Origin of the sequence: Streptomyces murinus, assembly GCF_002154555.1 — a bacterium.
Lineage (GTDB): Bacteria > Actinomycetota > Actinomycetes > Streptomycetales > Streptomycetaceae > Streptomyces > Streptomyces murinus.
On sequence record NZ_MUNF01000144.1, the window covers coordinates 1 to 14,481 of the forward strand.

12 protein-coding genes are annotated in these 14,481 nt (G+C 70.3%); 8 read left to right on the forward strand and 4 right to left on the reverse strand.

Going from position 1 to position 14,481, the window contains the following annotated elements:
• Together CCN72_RS11150 and CCN72_RS11155 are read right to left on the reverse strand one after the other, a co-directional pair.
• Window positions 1-615, reverse strand: a 615-nt coding sequence (locus CCN72_RS11150) for a serine/threonine-protein kinase (protein ID WP_143664081.1), incomplete at its 3' end; no start/stop codon positions are given.
• Between the two features lie 294 nt (window positions 616-909).
• Window positions 910-1,347: a hypothetical protein gene (locus CCN72_RS11155; RefSeq protein WP_037658670.1), complete on the reverse strand. Its 438-nt coding sequence runs from the start codon at window positions 1,345-1,347 to the stop codon at window positions 910-912.
• Window positions 1,348-2,469: 1,122 nt separating this feature from the next.
• On the opposite strand from CCN72_RS11155, the gene hemL reads away from it, so the two are divergent.
• The 8 genes from hemL to CCN72_RS11200 all read left to right on the forward strand — a co-directional run bounded on the left by hemL (window position 2,470) and on the right by CCN72_RS11200 (window position 10,669).
• Entirely contained in the window at window positions 2,470-3,786 is a 1,317-nt protein-coding gene (gene hemL, locus CCN72_RS11165; RefSeq protein WP_086807385.1) for a glutamate-1-semialdehyde 2,1-aminomutase, read from the forward strand.
• A gap of 53 nt (window positions 3,787-3,839) precedes the next feature.
• A complete protein-coding gene (locus tag CCN72_RS11170) occupies window positions 3,840-4,493 on the forward strand; it encodes a histidine phosphatase family protein (protein ID WP_086807386.1) in 654 nt (217 codons plus the stop codon).
• A gap of 183 nt (window positions 4,494-4,676) precedes the next feature.
• A complete protein-coding gene (locus tag CCN72_RS11175) occupies window positions 4,677-5,927 on the forward strand; it encodes a polysaccharide deacetylase family protein (protein WP_085566014.1) in 1,251 nt (416 codons plus the stop codon).
• A gap of 127 nt (window positions 5,928-6,054) precedes the next feature.
• Window positions 6,055-6,645, forward strand: a complete 591-nt coding sequence (locus CCN72_RS11180) for a TlpA family protein disulfide reductase (RefSeq protein ID WP_167408669.1) — start codon at window positions 6,055-6,057, stop codon at window positions 6,643-6,645.
• A gap of 1 nt (window position 6,646) precedes the next feature.
• Entirely contained in the window at window positions 6,647-7,417 is a 771-nt protein-coding gene (locus CCN72_RS11185) for a cytochrome c biogenesis CcdA family protein (RefSeq protein ID WP_374193146.1), read from the forward strand.
• Between the two features lie 3 nt (window positions 7,418-7,420).
• Entirely contained in the window at window positions 7,421-9,133 is a 1,713-nt protein-coding gene (resB, locus tag CCN72_RS11190) for a cytochrome c biogenesis protein ResB (RefSeq protein ID WP_086807381.1), read from the forward strand.
• Window positions 9,130-10,227 (forward strand): c-type cytochrome biogenesis protein CcsB, encoded by a 1,098-nt coding sequence (gene ccsB, locus CCN72_RS11195; protein ID WP_037658659.1) that lies wholly within the window; start codon window positions 9,130-9,132, stop codon window positions 10,225-10,227. Before resB ends, ccsB begins: the two co-directional genes overlap by 4 nt.
• Before the next feature lie 25 nt (window positions 10,228-10,252).
• On the forward strand, window positions 10,253-10,669 hold the full coding sequence (locus CCN72_RS11200; protein WP_086807382.1) for an SRPBCC family protein: 417 nt from the start codon (window positions 10,253-10,255) through the stop codon (window positions 10,667-10,669).
• 21 nt (window positions 10,670-10,690) lie between these two features.
• Here CCN72_RS11200 and CCN72_RS11205 read toward each other — a convergent pair whose 3' ends face one another.
• Window positions 10,691-12,265, reverse strand: coding sequence for an ABC transporter substrate-binding protein (locus CCN72_RS11205; RefSeq protein ID WP_086807383.1), 1,575 nt, complete (start codon window positions 12,263-12,265; stop codon window positions 10,691-10,693).
• Complete coding sequence (locus CCN72_RS11210; protein ID WP_086807384.1) at window positions 12,265-14,349, reverse strand: hypothetical protein; 2,085 nt, start codon at window positions 14,347-14,349, stop codon at window positions 12,265-12,267. Before CCN72_RS11210 ends, CCN72_RS11205 begins: the two co-directional genes overlap by 1 nt.
• Between the last annotated feature and the right edge of the window lie 132 nt (window positions 14,350-14,481).

A 14,481-nucleotide genomic window follows, 5' to 3' on the forward strand; every position in this document is an offset into this window, starting at 1 on the left:
CGGTCGGCCGGTGAGGAGTTGGTAGAGCACACAGCCCAGGGAGTACACGTCGGACGCCGGCCCCGCGGTACGGCCCAGAGCCCGCTCGGGCGCGAGGTAGAGACTGGTGCCGACGATCTGCCCGGTCGCGGTGAGCGCGGAGTTGGGGTCGTCGAAGAAGCGGGCGATGCCGAAGTCGCCTATTTTCAGGGTGTCGTCGGCGGACAGCAGCAGGTTGGCCGGCTTGATGTCCCGGTGCACGATGCCCTGCCGGTGCGCGAGGGCGAGCCCGACGGCGGCCTGCGCGGCGATCTTGGCCACCCGCTCGGCGGACAGCGGCCCGGAGGCGCTGAGCAGCCCGTCGAGACTGCCCCCGTCGACCAGCTCCATCACCAGGAACAGCCGGCCCTCGAACTCCCCGAAGTCCAGGACGCCGACGACGTTCGGATGACTGAGGCGCCCCGCGGTCTGCGCCTCCAGCCGGAACCGCGAGGACGCGGTGGGGTCGGAGTCGTGGGGGAGCAGGAGTTTCACGGCAACCGGTCTGCCGAGCGTCTCGTCGAAGGCCCGCCAGACCTCCCCCATCGCGCCCCGCCCGATGGTGTCCCGCAGCCTGTATCGGCCCGCTATAAGCACTTGTTCTTCATCCTCATGCCCAAAGACGTCTGGATCGCCGCAGGCCGTGACTCACCGCGGGAGCGGATCAGTTGGGAGGGTGCCGCAGCGGCCCAAGCGTATCGGCCCGACGGGGGCTCAGGACGCGTTCAGGCGCTCGACGGCACGGTCGCCGCCCATGATCACCGAGACGTCCGACACCCTGGCGCGCGGAAACCTGTGCGAGACGGACGACACGGGCATCCGACCACTGCGCCGCCTTACCCGAACTCCACCCGGGCCACCCGCCCCGTCCGCCCCTCCCAAAACCCCCGATCAGGGCCAGACCAGGCAATACGCCTGATGCCCCGCCTCATGCAGCCGGTGGGAGAAGTCCTGCCATTCGTGCAGCAGTTGGTAGACGTTGAACGCGTCCCGCGGGCCGCCCCTGTCAGGGACGGTCGACCAGATGAAGGCCGCGGCGCCGACGGCTTCCTCGCCGATGCCGCGCAGGGGGTCGACGACGGTCATCGGGAGTTTGACGACGGCGTAGTCGGGGTGCAGGACGACCAGTTCGAGAGGCGGGACCTTGTGCAGGGGGATGCCCTCGATGCCGGTCAGGACCATCGCGGCCATGGTCTCAGGCTTGATCTTGGTGAACATGCCGTTCATGCCCAGCTCGTCGCCGCCGAGTTCCTCCGGGCGCATCGAGATGGGGACGCGGGCCGCGGTCGCGCCGTCCGGTGCGCCGAAGTACTTGTACGTCACCCCCACCCGGCCACCACTCCCGCCGCCCGTCCCGAGGGACCCGACCCGATCCGTCCGGGGGGTACGCCGACGACTGCCCGCGCGGCCGGACCGCCGCTCCGGCGGAGGGTCCGAGGGGAGGTCACGGGGGAAGTCCGACGGGCCGCCCAGGCCCGTGTTCCGGGGAAAGTCCGACGGACCGCCCAGGCCGGTGTTCCGGGGAAAGTCCGACGGACCGCCCAGGCCGGTGTTCCGGGGCAGGCCCCGGGGCGCGTCCCGCGGAAGATCCCGAGGGAGGTCACGCGAAAGGTCCCGGGAAACGTCGCGCGGAAGGTCACGGGGGAGATCCCGAGGCAGGTCCCGGGAGACGTCGCGCGGCAGATCACGGGGAAAGTCCGACGACGCGTCCGCGTTCCGCGCGGGATCCGCCGACCGGTCCCCGCGCAGATTCCCCCGCAGGTCACGCGGAGCCTCTCGCGGAAAGTCCACCGGGCGTTCTCCCCGAGCGTCCTTCGGGAACTCCACGGGCCGCTCGCCCCGCAGGTCACGCGGGGCCTCTCGCGGGAAGTCCACGGGCCGCTCACCCCGAGCGTCCTTCGGGAAGTCCGTCGGGCGGTCTCCTCTGAGGTCTCTCGGGAAGTCCTTCGCCCTGTCGGCGGTCCGCTCCGCCTGCTGGTCGTGCAGGCGGTCGCTTGGCCGGTCGTACCGTTCGGGCTCACCCGGTGCACCCTGTGTTCTACGTGCTTCGGTCGCTTCCTCCGCTTCGCGCCGGTGCCTTCCCCGCCGGGCACGTCGAGGACCGAGGTCATCGGTCCCCTCGCCCAGTCCGCCACCGCGATGCATATCTCCACCCGACTGCTTTTCTAGGACGCGTGGCCCCCGCCGCGCAACCCGATCATCGTGTCAGTGACCTCCCCCACGGCCGCCCGCCGAAACGTGCGGTGGAACAACAGTCCACGGGGATCCGCCCGGTCCCTGATCCTTCCGTGCCCAGGAGCTGTGTGTCAGGTCTCAGTCTCGCAGATGGCGGGCCGCGGCGGCGCGGAACCGCGGGCGGGCCGTCACCGCGGCGGGCAGGCGGCCTACCCTGAGGAGGTCACCCCGCAACCGGAGTCCGAGAGGCCGGAGAAGCCGCACGTCATGAGTGCCCTGAGCGAAACGCCCTATCCCTACGAAGCGCCCGTCTCCCAGGCGCTCTTCGACCGTGCCTCCGTCGTCACGCCCGGGGGTGTGAACTCCCCGGTGCGCGCCTTCCGCGCCGTCGGCGGCACGCCCCGCTTCATGGTGTCCGGGCGCGGTCCCTACCTCACCGACGCCGACGGCCGGGAGTACGTCGACCTCGTCTGCTCCTGGGGTCCGATGATCCTCGGGCACGCGCACCCCGAGGTCATCGCCGCCGTCCAGGACGCCGTCGCCCGCGGTACGAGCTTCGGCACGCCCGGCGAGGGCGAGGTCGCGCTCGCCGAGGAGATCGTCGCCCGGGTCGAGCCCGTCGAGCAGGTCCGGCTGGTCAGCAGCGGGACCGAGGCGACCATGAGCGCCATCCGGCTCGCCCGCGGCTTCACCGGGCGGTCCAAGGTGATCAAGTTCGCCGGCTGCTACCACGGCCATGTGGACGCCCTGCTCGCCGCCGCCGGCTCCGGTGTCGCCACGTTCGCGCTGCCCGACACGCCCGGTGTCACCGGTGCCCAGGCGAGCGACACGATCGTGCTGCCGTACAACGATCTCGAAGCCGTGCAGGAGGCGTTCCACCGCCACCCCGGCGAGATCGCCTGTGTGATCACCGAGGCCTCGCCCGGCAACATGGGTGTCGTACCGCCGGCCCCCGGGTTCAACCAGGGACTGCGGGACGCCTGCCACAAGAACGGCGCCCTGTACATCTCCGACGAGGTCATGACCGGCTTCCGCACCAGCCGCGCCGGCTGGTACGGCGTGGACGGGGTCAAGCCCGACCTGATGACCTTCGGCAAGGTGATGGGCGGCGGGTTCCCGGCCGCGGCGTTCGGCGGGCGCGCCGACGTGATGGCGTACCTCGCGCCCGCGGGGCCCGTCTACCAGGCCGGCACCCTCTCCGGTAACCCCGTCGCCACCGCCGCGGGCATCGCCCAGCTGCGGCTGCTCGACGAGGCGGCGTACGACAAGGTGGACGCCGTCTCCGCGCAGATCCGGTCGCTGGTCACCGAGGCGCTGAGCAAGGAGGGCGTGGCGCACCGGTTGCAGAACGCGTCCAACATGTTCTCGGTGTTCTTCACCGACCGGCAGGTGCGCAACTACGAGGACGCCAAGCGGCAGGAGTCGTACCGCTTCACCGCGTTCTTCCACTCGCTGCTGTCGAACGGCGTCTACCTGCCGCCGTCGTCCTTCGAGTCCTGGTTCGTGTCCACGGCCCATGACGAGCGGGCCGTCCAGAAGATCGCCGACGCCCTTCCGGCGGCGGCCCGTGCGGCTGCGGAGGCCACCGCGTGACCATCGGAAACAGTGTGAGCGGCAGCGACAAGGACGTCACGGTCGTCCATCTCATGCGGCACGGCGAGGTGGAGAACCCGGACGGCGTGCTGTACGGGCGGCTGCCCGGCTACCACCTCTCCGAGCTGGGCCGGAAGATGGCCGACCGGGTCGCGGAGCACCTCGCTCCGCGCGACATCACCTATGTCTGCGCCTCCCCGCTGGAGCGGGCGCAGGAGACCGCCACGCCGATCGCCAAGGCGCACAGTCTCGACCTGGACACCGACGCGCGGCTGATCGAGGCCGAGAACATCTTCCAGGGCAAGACCTTCGGCGTCGGCGACGGCGCGCTTCAGCGGCCGGGCAACTGGAAGCACCTGGTCAACCCGTTCCGGCCGTCCTGGGGCGAGCCGTACGTGGACCAGGTCGTACGGATGATGGGCGCGCTGGACGCGGCCAAGGACCAGGCGCGCGGCCATGAGGCGGTGTTGGTCAGCCATCAGCTGCCGGTGTGGATCGTCCGGTCGTACGTGGAGCGGCGGCGGCTGTGGCACGACCCGCGCAAGCGGCAGTGCACCCTCGCCTCGCTGACGTCCTTCACCTACCTCGGCGACAAGATCGTGTCGGTCGGCTACAGCGAGCCCGCCATCGATCTTGTCCCCGCGCATCTGCGGGCCGGAGCCCAGCCGCAGAAGGGCGGCGGGCAGGGGAAGGCGTTCGGCGCCTGAGGGTCCGGTGGCTGAGGGGCCCGGTGCCTGACGGCCCGGCGTCTGACGGTCCGTTACGTGGCGCTTAGGATCTTTTTGCCAGGGATATTGCGAAAAACATATTAATTAGAGGAACCTCCCCGTTCGTCGCGCCCTCTCTCTGGGTGACCACCATCACCACGCGCGACGAATCGGGGATCCTTCATGCGCACCGTCTCCCGGAACCTCTCCCGCCGGGGAATGCTCGGCCTCGGCGCGGGCGCCGCGGCCGCCGCCACCCTGTCCGGCTGCGGCGGCCTCAAGTCCTCGGACGGCGGCGGGCACGCGGACGGTTCCCGTCAGGTGCAGGGCGGCAAGGACCGGCCGGCCAAGCTGATCGGCGACGGCTCCACCTCCTTCACCGGCAAGCAGCCCGGCCACTCGAAGAAGCCCGAGCCGCTGGAGCCCGGCCAGACCCCGCCGCAGTTCGTCGTCTTCTCCTGGGACGGCGCGGGCGAGGTCGGCAACGGCCTCTTCCCGCGCTTCCTGGACCTCGCCAAGCAGCACGAAGCGCACATGACCTTCTTCCTCTCGGGCCTCTACCTGCTGCCCGAGTCGAAGAAGCGGATGTACGAGCCCCCGAACAACGCGCGCGGCGCCTCCGACATCGGCTACCTCACCGACGAGCACATCAAGGCCACCCTCACCAACGTCAACCGGGCGTGGCTGGAGGGCCATGAGATAGGCACCCACTTCAACGGGCACTTCTGCGGCGAGGCGCACGGCTCGGTGAAGTGGTGGACGCCACAGCAGTGGAAGAGCGAGATCGACCAGGCGAAGTCCTTCGTCAAGGAGTGGAAGACCAACACCGGCTGGCACGACCTGCCCGCGCTCCCCTTCGACTACGACAAGGAGCTGGCCGGCGGCCGCACCCCCTGCCTGCTGGGCCAGGACAACCTGCTGCCCACCGCCCGCGAGCTGGGCTGGCGCTACGACGCCTCGTCCCCGGGCGGCCGCCAGGTCTGGCCGGTCAAGCGCCAGGGCATCTGGGACTACCCGCTCCAGGCCGTGCCGTTCCCCGGGCACAGCTTCGAGGTGCTGTCCATGGACTACAACATGCTCGCCAACCAGTCCATGAACTCCACCAAGGCGCCCGCCTACAACTACCCGGGCTGGCGCAAGCAGTCCGCGGCGGCGTACATCGCCGGCTTCCAGCGGGCCTACGAGACGAACCGCGCGCCGTTCTTCATCGGCAACCACTTCGAGCAGTGGAACGGCGGGATCTACATGGACTCCGTCGAGGAGGCGTTCAAGCACATCGCGGCCCAGCGGGACAAGGGCGCCGACGTCCGGATGGTCTCCTTCAAGGAGTTCACGGACTGGATCGACGTCCAGAAGCCCGAGGTCCTCGACAAGCTGCGCACGCTGGACGTCGGGAGCCGGCCCACCGGTGGCTGGAAGACGTTCCTCGCCTGAGCCGCACGAGGGCGCGGGCCCGGCGCCCGCGCCCGTAATGTCCCGTGTAAATAGCTCCTGAAATGCGGTTTTCCGCCCCGCAGGGGGGCGCGCGAGAACCCCGGGGACGACATGCGAAACTTTTCACATGAGTACCCGTAGCCGCGCCGTCCTGCTCGGCGCTGTGGCCGTCACCGCGGCCCTGTCCCTGTCCGCGTGCGGCAAGGGCGGCACCTCGGGCGGCGGCGGCAACACCAATTTCGTCACCGGCAACAACGGCATCGACACCGTGCCGGTGAGCAAGCGCACCGCGGCCCCGGACCTGTCCGGAAAGACGATCGACGGCAAGTCGGTGGACGTGGCCGACTACAAGGGCCAGGTCGTCGTCATCAACGTCTGGGGCTCGTGGTGCAGCCCGTGCCGTGAAGAGGCCCAGTACTTCGCCAAGGTGTCGAAGGCGTACGAGGGCAAGGGCGTGCGGTTCGTCGGGATCAACACCCGCGACACCAGCACGACCCCCGCGGTCGAGTTCGAGAAGGCGCACGGGATCACCTACCCGAGCCTGTACGACCCCACGGGCAAGCTCATGCTGCGCTTCAAGAAGGGCACCCTGAACCCCCAGCTGATCCCCTCCACGCTCATCATCGACCGGCACGGGAAGGTCGCCGCGCGAGCCCTGGAGGCGCTGGACGACACCACGCTCCTGAAGATGCTCAAGCCGGTCGTCGCGGAGAAGTGACGTGAGCGCGACCCTGACCTTGGCCATGGTGGGCCAGAACCAGACGGTGATGCACGGCGCCCTGCTGGTCGCGCTGCCCGTCGCCCTGTTCGGCGGACTCATCTCGTTCTTCTCACCGTGCGTGCTCCCGCTGGTCCCGGGCTACCTCTCCTACGTCACCGGCGTGGCGGGCACCGACCTCGCGGAGGCCAAGCGGGGCCGGATGGTCGCGGGCGCCTCGCTGTTCGTGCTCGGCTTCAGCGCCGTGTTCGTCTCCGGTGGAGCACTCTTCGGCTTCTTCGGCTCGACCCTCCAGGACTACAAGGGCCCGCTGTCCAAGGTGCTCGGCGTGCTCATGATCCTGCTGGGCGTCTTCTTCATGGGCCTGATGCCCTGGTTCACCCAGCGCGAGTTCCGCTTCCACCGGCGCCCGACCACCGGACTGGTGAGCGCGCCGGTCATAGGCGCCCTCTTCGGCATCGGCTGGACTCCCTGCCTCGGACCCACGCTCTCCTCGGTGAGCTTCCTCTCCGTGCACGAGTCGAGCGCCGGGCGCGGAGCGCTGCTGATGGTCGTCTACTGCCTGGGCCTCGGCATCCCCTTCGTGCTCACCGCTCTGGCCTTCCGCAAGGCCCTCGGCGCTTTCGGCTGGGTCAAACGCCACTATGTGTGGGTGATGCGCATCGGCGGCACGATGATGATCGTGACCGGTGTGCTGCTGCTGACCGGTGCCTGGGACAGCCTGGTGCAGCAGATGCAGACCTGGTCCAACGGCTTCACTGTGGGGATCTGATCGATGAGCAAGACCGAAACCGACAAGGGCCAGGACCAGGAGGAGCTCGGCGCCGCCGGGTCCCAGCTGTCCACCGCCCCGCGCGAGGAGCCGCTCACCGGCGTGCCCGCCTTCGGGGTGATCGGCTGGATCCGCTGGTTCTGGCGGCAGCTGACCTCCATGCGGGTCGCGCTGCTGCTGCTCCTGCTGCTGTCGCTGGCCGCGATCCCCGGCTCGCTGATCCCGCAGTCCGGCGCCGACATCAACAAGGTCGCCGACTTCCAGCAGGCGCACAAGACGCTCGCGCCGATCTACGACAAGCTCGGCCTCTTCCACGTCTACAGCTCGGTGTGGTTCTCCGCGATCTACATCCTGCTGTTCATCTCCCTCATCGGCTGCATCGTGCCGCGCGCCTGGCAGTTCATCGGGCAGCTGCGCGGCCGGCCCCCGGGCGCGCCCAAGCGGCTGACCCGGCTGCCCGCGTACACGACCTGGCGTACGACGGCGGAGCCCGAGGAGGTCCGCGCGGCCGCGCTCAAGCTGCTCAAGCGGCGCCGCTTCCGTGCCCACGCCGAGGGTGACGCGGTCACCGCCGAGAAGGGCTATCTGCGCGAACTGGGCAACCTGGTCTTCCACATCGCCCTGATCGTGCTCCTGGTCTCCTTCGCCTGGGGCCAGATGTACAAGTCGGACGGCACCAAGCTGATGGTGGAGGGCGACGGCTTCTCCAACGCACTGCCGATGTACGACGACATGAAGTCGGGCAGCCTGTTCCGGAGCGACGACCTGGTGCCGTTCAGCTTCGACCTGAAGAAGTTCACCGGCACCTACGAGAGCAGCGGCCCCAACCGCGGTACGCCCCGCACCTTCCAGGCGACGATCGACTACAGCGTGGGCGCGTACGGCAAGCGCAAGACCACCACGATCAAGGTCAACGAGCCGCTGCACATCGGCGACTCCAAGGTCTACCTCGTCAGCCACGGCTACGCCCCGGTGGTCACCGTCCGCGACGGCAAGGGCAAGGTCGTCTACCAGGACGCCGTGCCGCTGCTGCCGCTCGACGGCAACGTCACCTCCAACGGCGTGGTCAAGGTGATGGACGGCTACAAGGACCCGCGGGGCAAGAGCGAGCAGCTCGGCTTCCAGGCGTTCTTCGTGCCGACCTTCGACCCGAAGTCCGGCACGATGATGTCGCAGTTCCCCGCGCTGCTGAACCCGCTGCTCGCGGTCAACGCCTACCACGGCGACCTGGGCGTGGACGCGGGCATCCCGCAGAGCGTGTACCAGCTCGACACGAGCCATATGAAGGCGTTCAAGGACGGCAAGGGCCAGCTGCTGAAGAAGCTGCTCAAGCCCGGTGACACCATGAAGCTGCCGAACGGCGCCGGTTCCATCACGTTCGAGAAGGACGTGAAGCAGTGGGCCGGCTTCGAGATCGTCCAGGAGCCGGGCAGCATCTGGGCCCTGACCGGCGCGCTCGCCGCGATCTTCGGTCTGGCCGCGTCCCTGTTCATCCAGCGCCGCCGGGTGTGGGTGCGGGCGGTGCGCGGTGCCGACGGTGTGACCGTCGTCGAGATGGCCGGGCTCGGCCGCAGTGAGTCCGCCAAGCTGCCGGAGGAGCTGGGCGATCTCGCCGGGATCCTCTACGACCAGGCGCCGGGGGCACCCGACCCGGACGACGCCCCCGCAACCTCCCCCGACCCTCACGTCGTACCTGCCGAAGGGGCTGAGAAGTGACTCTCGCCGCCGCAACAGAGCTGGCCACAGCGACCAACGAGCATCTCGCGAACATGAGCAACACGCTCATCTACTCCGCGATGACCGTGTACACGCTGGCCTTCCTCGCCTACATCGCCGAGTGGATCTTCGGCAGCCGCAGCAAGGTGGCCCGTACGGCCAACGCGCTCACCGACGGGGGCAAGCAGCAGGCGGGCCCCGCCGTCACCGTCAAGAAGGCCGGCGGCACCGCCGTACTGGAGCGCCCGAAGGTCGTCGTGCGCGCGGCGGCCGGTGCCCGGGACGTGCCGGACGGGCCCGGCGCGCACGGCGGTGACGTCCAGGGCGACATGTACGGCCGGATCGCGGTCTCGCTGACCGTGCTGGCCTTCGTGGTGCAGCTCGCCGGTGTGATCGCCCGCGCGGCCTCGGTGGGCCGGGCGCCCTGGGGCAACATGTACGAGTTCAGCATCACGTTCACCACGGTCGCCGTGGGCCTGTACCTGGCGCTGCTGGCGCTGAAGAAGAACGTGCGCTGGCTGGGCCTGTTCCTGACCACCACGGTGCTGCTGCTGCTCGGCCTCGCCGTGACCGTGCTCTACACGGCCAGCGACCAGCTGGTCCCGGCCCTGCACTCGTACTGGCTGTACATCCACGTCTCCACCGCGATCTTCTGCGGCGCGGTGTTCTACGTCGGCGCGGTCGCCACCATCCTGTACCTGTTCAAGGACTCGTACGAGAACAAGCTGGAGGCCGGGATCAAGCCGGGCTCCTTCGCCACCTCGGTGCTGGAGCGGCTGCCCGCCTCGGCCTCCCTGGACAAGTTCGCCTACCGGGTCAACGCGGCCGTCTTCCCGCTGTGGACGTTCACGATCATCGCGGGCGCGATCTGGGCGGGCGACGCGTGGGGCCGCTACTGGAACTGGGACCCGAAGGAGACCTGGTCGTTCATCACCTGGGTCGCCTACGCCTGCTACCTGCACGCGCGCGCCACGGCCGGCTGGAAGGGCCGCAAGGCCGCCTACCTGGCGATGATCGCGTTCGCCTGCTGGCTGTTCAACTTCTACGGCGTGAACATCTTCGTCACCGGCAAGCACTCCTACGCGGGCGTGTGAGCGAAGGCTCGCCCACACTGGAGTCATGAGCGGTTCCATCGCACAGGGCACCAGTCAGACCCACGGGAACACGCACATACTCCATTTCCTGGTGCGGCTCCCGAGGCCCATGGAAGACGTCTGGACGGCGGTGGCCACCCCCGAGGGGATCGGGGCGTGGTGCACCGCCGTCGGCGTTCTCGAACCCCGTCTCGACGGCGCGGTCTCCTTGCGGGGCCTGGGCTCGGGCCGGGTCACCGCCTGGGACGTGGACCGGGTCGCCGAGTACACCCTCGACGAGGGCGGCGGCGGGCGGCTGCGGTTCCATCTGGAGCGGGACGGGACGGCGGAGTGCGTACTGCGCTTCACCCATGAGTTCCAGGGCGAGGGACCCTCGGACACGGACTGGCGCCATAAATTCGAACAACTGATCGCCGTGCTGGGTCCGGCGTCCGGGCCGTAGCCGGAACCGGCCCGGGCGCCCTCACGCGGGCGGCAGACAGTCCTTTCCCGGTGGTTTTCCCTCCGGCCAGGCCAGCTGGACGAACTGCGAGTCGCCCTCCGGGGTCAGGCGCACGATCGGTACGGCCTTGTCGTATGGGTTGCCGTGTTCGTCCAGGCAGATCCAGCCGCTCGCCCCGGCCACCTTCAGCGAGCCCTTGACCTGCGGCCACTGGAGGCCCACGTCCGCGAGGGTCGGGATGCTCCGGCCCTCCGGCACGGCCTCGCGGATGCCGTGCACCGCGAGCTGGAGCGCGTCGTAGCCGATGATCAGCTGGCCGTCGTCCAGCGCGACCGGGCCGATCGGGCCGGCCGGCTTGTGCTCGGCACTCTTCAGCAGCCGCTGGAGGGTCTGGTAGTCCGCCGTGGAACCGCCGGTCTTCGGGGGGTTCTTCAGCCAGGCGTCCGGATGGGCGAGGGAGGTGAAGAGCACGGTGAGGTTGTGCCGCAGGGCGTCGCGGTTCAGCTCCTTCTCATAGGTGAGGTAGGAGGCCTCGTCGCCGGTGAGGACCTGGAAGGAGCGGTCCATGCAGCCGCGGTCGCCCAGCGCGTTGACGAACTGCCGCAGCTGGGTGTGCCGGCCCGCGAACAGGATCGTGTGGGTGTCCCGGGGGGTGTCGCACACGATGTTGGTGATCTGCCGGAAGGTGTTGGCGGTAGTGCCCTCCTGGCTGCGGTCGGCGGGCGGGGTGAACGGCTGCTCCAGGACCGGCTGGTACGGCGAGCCGTTCATCAGCGTGCTGAACGACTGCTTGAGCGAGTTCGTGTACGGGTCGCCCGGCTTGTCGTAGACCAGCATGGCCTTGTTCTCGTTGGCCCGGTTCGCCTTGGCCTTGGTGTAGGAGGCGAGCGCACGGGCCTCGTCGGTGTTGGTCGGCGCCACCCGGGCGAGCCCGGGGTAGGGGTCGGCCTTCTTGCCGCGCTGCCCGTTGGCCAGCTCGTCGGCGGTGATGGAGGAGCCGATCACCGGGATGCCGAGCTTGGTCAGCGCCGCGACGGCCGCCTGGTTGGGATCGGTGCTCTGCCCTATCCCGGCCACCGCCCGCAGCCGGTCCGCGCTCCGGGTCATCCCGTCCAGCTGGTCCACCGTCGGCCGCCAGCTGTCCTTGCCCGTACCCGAGTTGGCGAGCAGCAGACGGATCTGCGGGGACTGCCCGTTGGAGTCGTGGTTGGCCGAGTACTGGGCGAGATAGGCGCCTTGCAGCTGATGCTCTATGTCGTTCAGATTGGTCGTCGAGGTGGAGGTGAACGGCAGCATCAGCGCCACCGTGACATAACTCCCGCTCTTCAGGCCCTTGTTCTCCCGCCCGATCGCCTCCACCACCTGGTGGAAGCGTGGCTGGCCGAAGTCGTACACGCCGGTCGCCACACCCACGCACTCGTCACTGCCCGCGGGCCGCGACACCCCCGGCGCGCACCGCCGGTCGTCGTGCATCAGGGTGCGCACCCCGAACACCCCGCCCGCCACCAGGGCCGCCGCCAGCAGCAGGGACAGATACCGGCGCAGCGGGATCTCCCACACATGCTCGCGTACCCAGGTCCCCATGCCCCCCGCCATCAGGCCTCCCCGCGACCGTCGTCCTCAGGATCGGCCGGGCCCTCGATCGGGCGCCCGGCCAGCGCGGCCGCCGGCCAGTCCCGGGAGGCCCGCCACAGCAGCGCGCCCGCGGCGGGGCGCAGATTGGACAGTTGCTCCAGCTCGAAGCGGAGCCGGTCGCACACCTTGGGGTCCGGCAGCACCAGCGGATCCGTCAGCTCCCACAGCGCGTGCAGCAACCGCCGTACCCGCAGGTGCAGTACGGCGTCCACGCCCTCCGGCAGCGGATGGCCGGCGTCCGTCACACCGAGCGCGACCGCGGCCCGCCGGTCGCCGCGCCCGCCGAAGTCACGGCCCTCGGCGTCGTGCGCGTGGAAGTAGGGCGCGGACGCGATGAAGCGCAGGGTGCGCAGCCACACCCGGGTGTCGGCATCCGCGAAGTCGTCCCGTAAGCGCGCGACCGCCGACTCGGCGTCCCCGAGGGCGAGTTCGTGGTAGAGCCGGTACGGCGCCCGCTCCGGCTCCGCGTAGTGCTCGATCAGCGTCTCGTGCGCGCGCCGCCATGACGCGTGGTCCTCGTCGCGCAGATGCAGCCGCAGCAGCAGCAGCGTCCGCACGAACGGGTCGCCGACGAACTGGCCCGGTACGACGGGCAGTCCCTCCTCGGCGAGCAGCGTCTGAAGGGCCCGTACGTCGGCGGGTCCGAAGGTGTCCGGCAGCAGTGCCGAGGCCAGGGCGCACGCCGAGTCGTGGTCGTGGGCGGCGGCCAGCACGGTCAGCTCCTCCAGGTACGCGGCCGGCACCAGCCGGTCCAGCAGCGCCTGGTGGACCGGCGAGCCCGGCTGGTCCTCGGCCGGACGGAACTCCGCGCTGAGCAGCTCGCCCAGCGAGGTCACCTCGGGCAGGTGCTGCGCCGCCGACTCGGCGAGCAGCACCACGCCCAGCGGGTTGCCGCCGGTCAACCGGTGGGCGGCGGCCGGGAGATGGGAGGGCACGGCGGTGTCCGCGCACAGCGCGCCGACGATGTGCAGGGTGTCGTCCGCGCTCAGCGGCGGCAGCGCGACCAGCAGCGCCCGCGAGGAGGGGGCCGCGTCCGGCGTCCAGCCGGTGCGCCGGGCGACCTCGGCCAGCTGCCTCCGTACGGCGTTGGGCAGTTCGGCTCTGCCCTCGCCGCGCCGGGCGGCCACGAACACCACCCGGTCGCCGGTGCCCTCCGCGCGATCGCGCAGCACGGCCGCGGTCAGCTCCGGCCCCGGGGTCGTCTGCGCGTTGTCGAGCAGCACCAGGGGCCGGCCCAGGCGCTGCATCTTCGCCATGAACCCGGTGTACGCCTCGCCGAGGTCGGCCAGCAGCGCCCGCACCAGATACCGCTCCGCGTGCTCGCGCGAGCCGTCGCCGTCCCGGAAGTGCTGGGACAGCAGGATCAGCCCGCGCTGGGCGTTGCCGCCCGCGTTCGGGTACGAGCGGTACCACTCCGACGCCTTCTGGTGCCTGTGGCCGGTGAACCCCTCGGCGACGGACTCCAGGGTGGCCTCGATGGCGCCCGAGACCAGCGGGCCCGCGCCGGTGGCGGCCGCGACCACCTTCGCCGCGACCTTGCCCGCCCAGCGGCCCGCGAACGCCCCGATCCGCGGACCCCGCTCGTTCAGCAGCAGGATCCGCTCGACCTCCCGGCGGATCCGCTCCGCCTCGGCGTCGCCCCAGCCGCCCGCGGCCACCGCGACCAGGCCCGACATCAGCCGCGGGAAGGTGATCCGCCCGGCGCCGGTCACCGGCTCCGCCAGCTGCTCGGCGATCACCAGCAGCGCCTGGGCCGACGGCGACCAGGAGTCGGCGGGCCGGCCCGCGGGCGGCCCGGCGAACTGTGTGGCCGAACAGTCGATCAGCGCGACCGGGGTGTGCCCCCGGTAGGCCTCCTGGAGCGCGTCGAGCACCGCGCTCTTGCCCAGCCCCCGGGCGCCGGTGAGCACCACGAAGGGCGGCTCGTCCGGATGCTCCAGAGGATGGGCGCGATGGCGTCCGGGGACCAGGCCCACCAGGCGCGGCGCGAGTCCGGCCGGATCGGCGTCGAAGAGCGCCCCCCGCCCGTGCAACCGTGTGCGCACAGCATCGCCCCCCTCAACGACAGTGTAGAAAGGGGTAGTTGCTCCGTGCCAGGGCCAGTGGTGCCCGTTTGGATAACGATGTGTGCCCATGGCACCGCGGTGCGCTCATGACACCGCGGTGCCATGGGCACA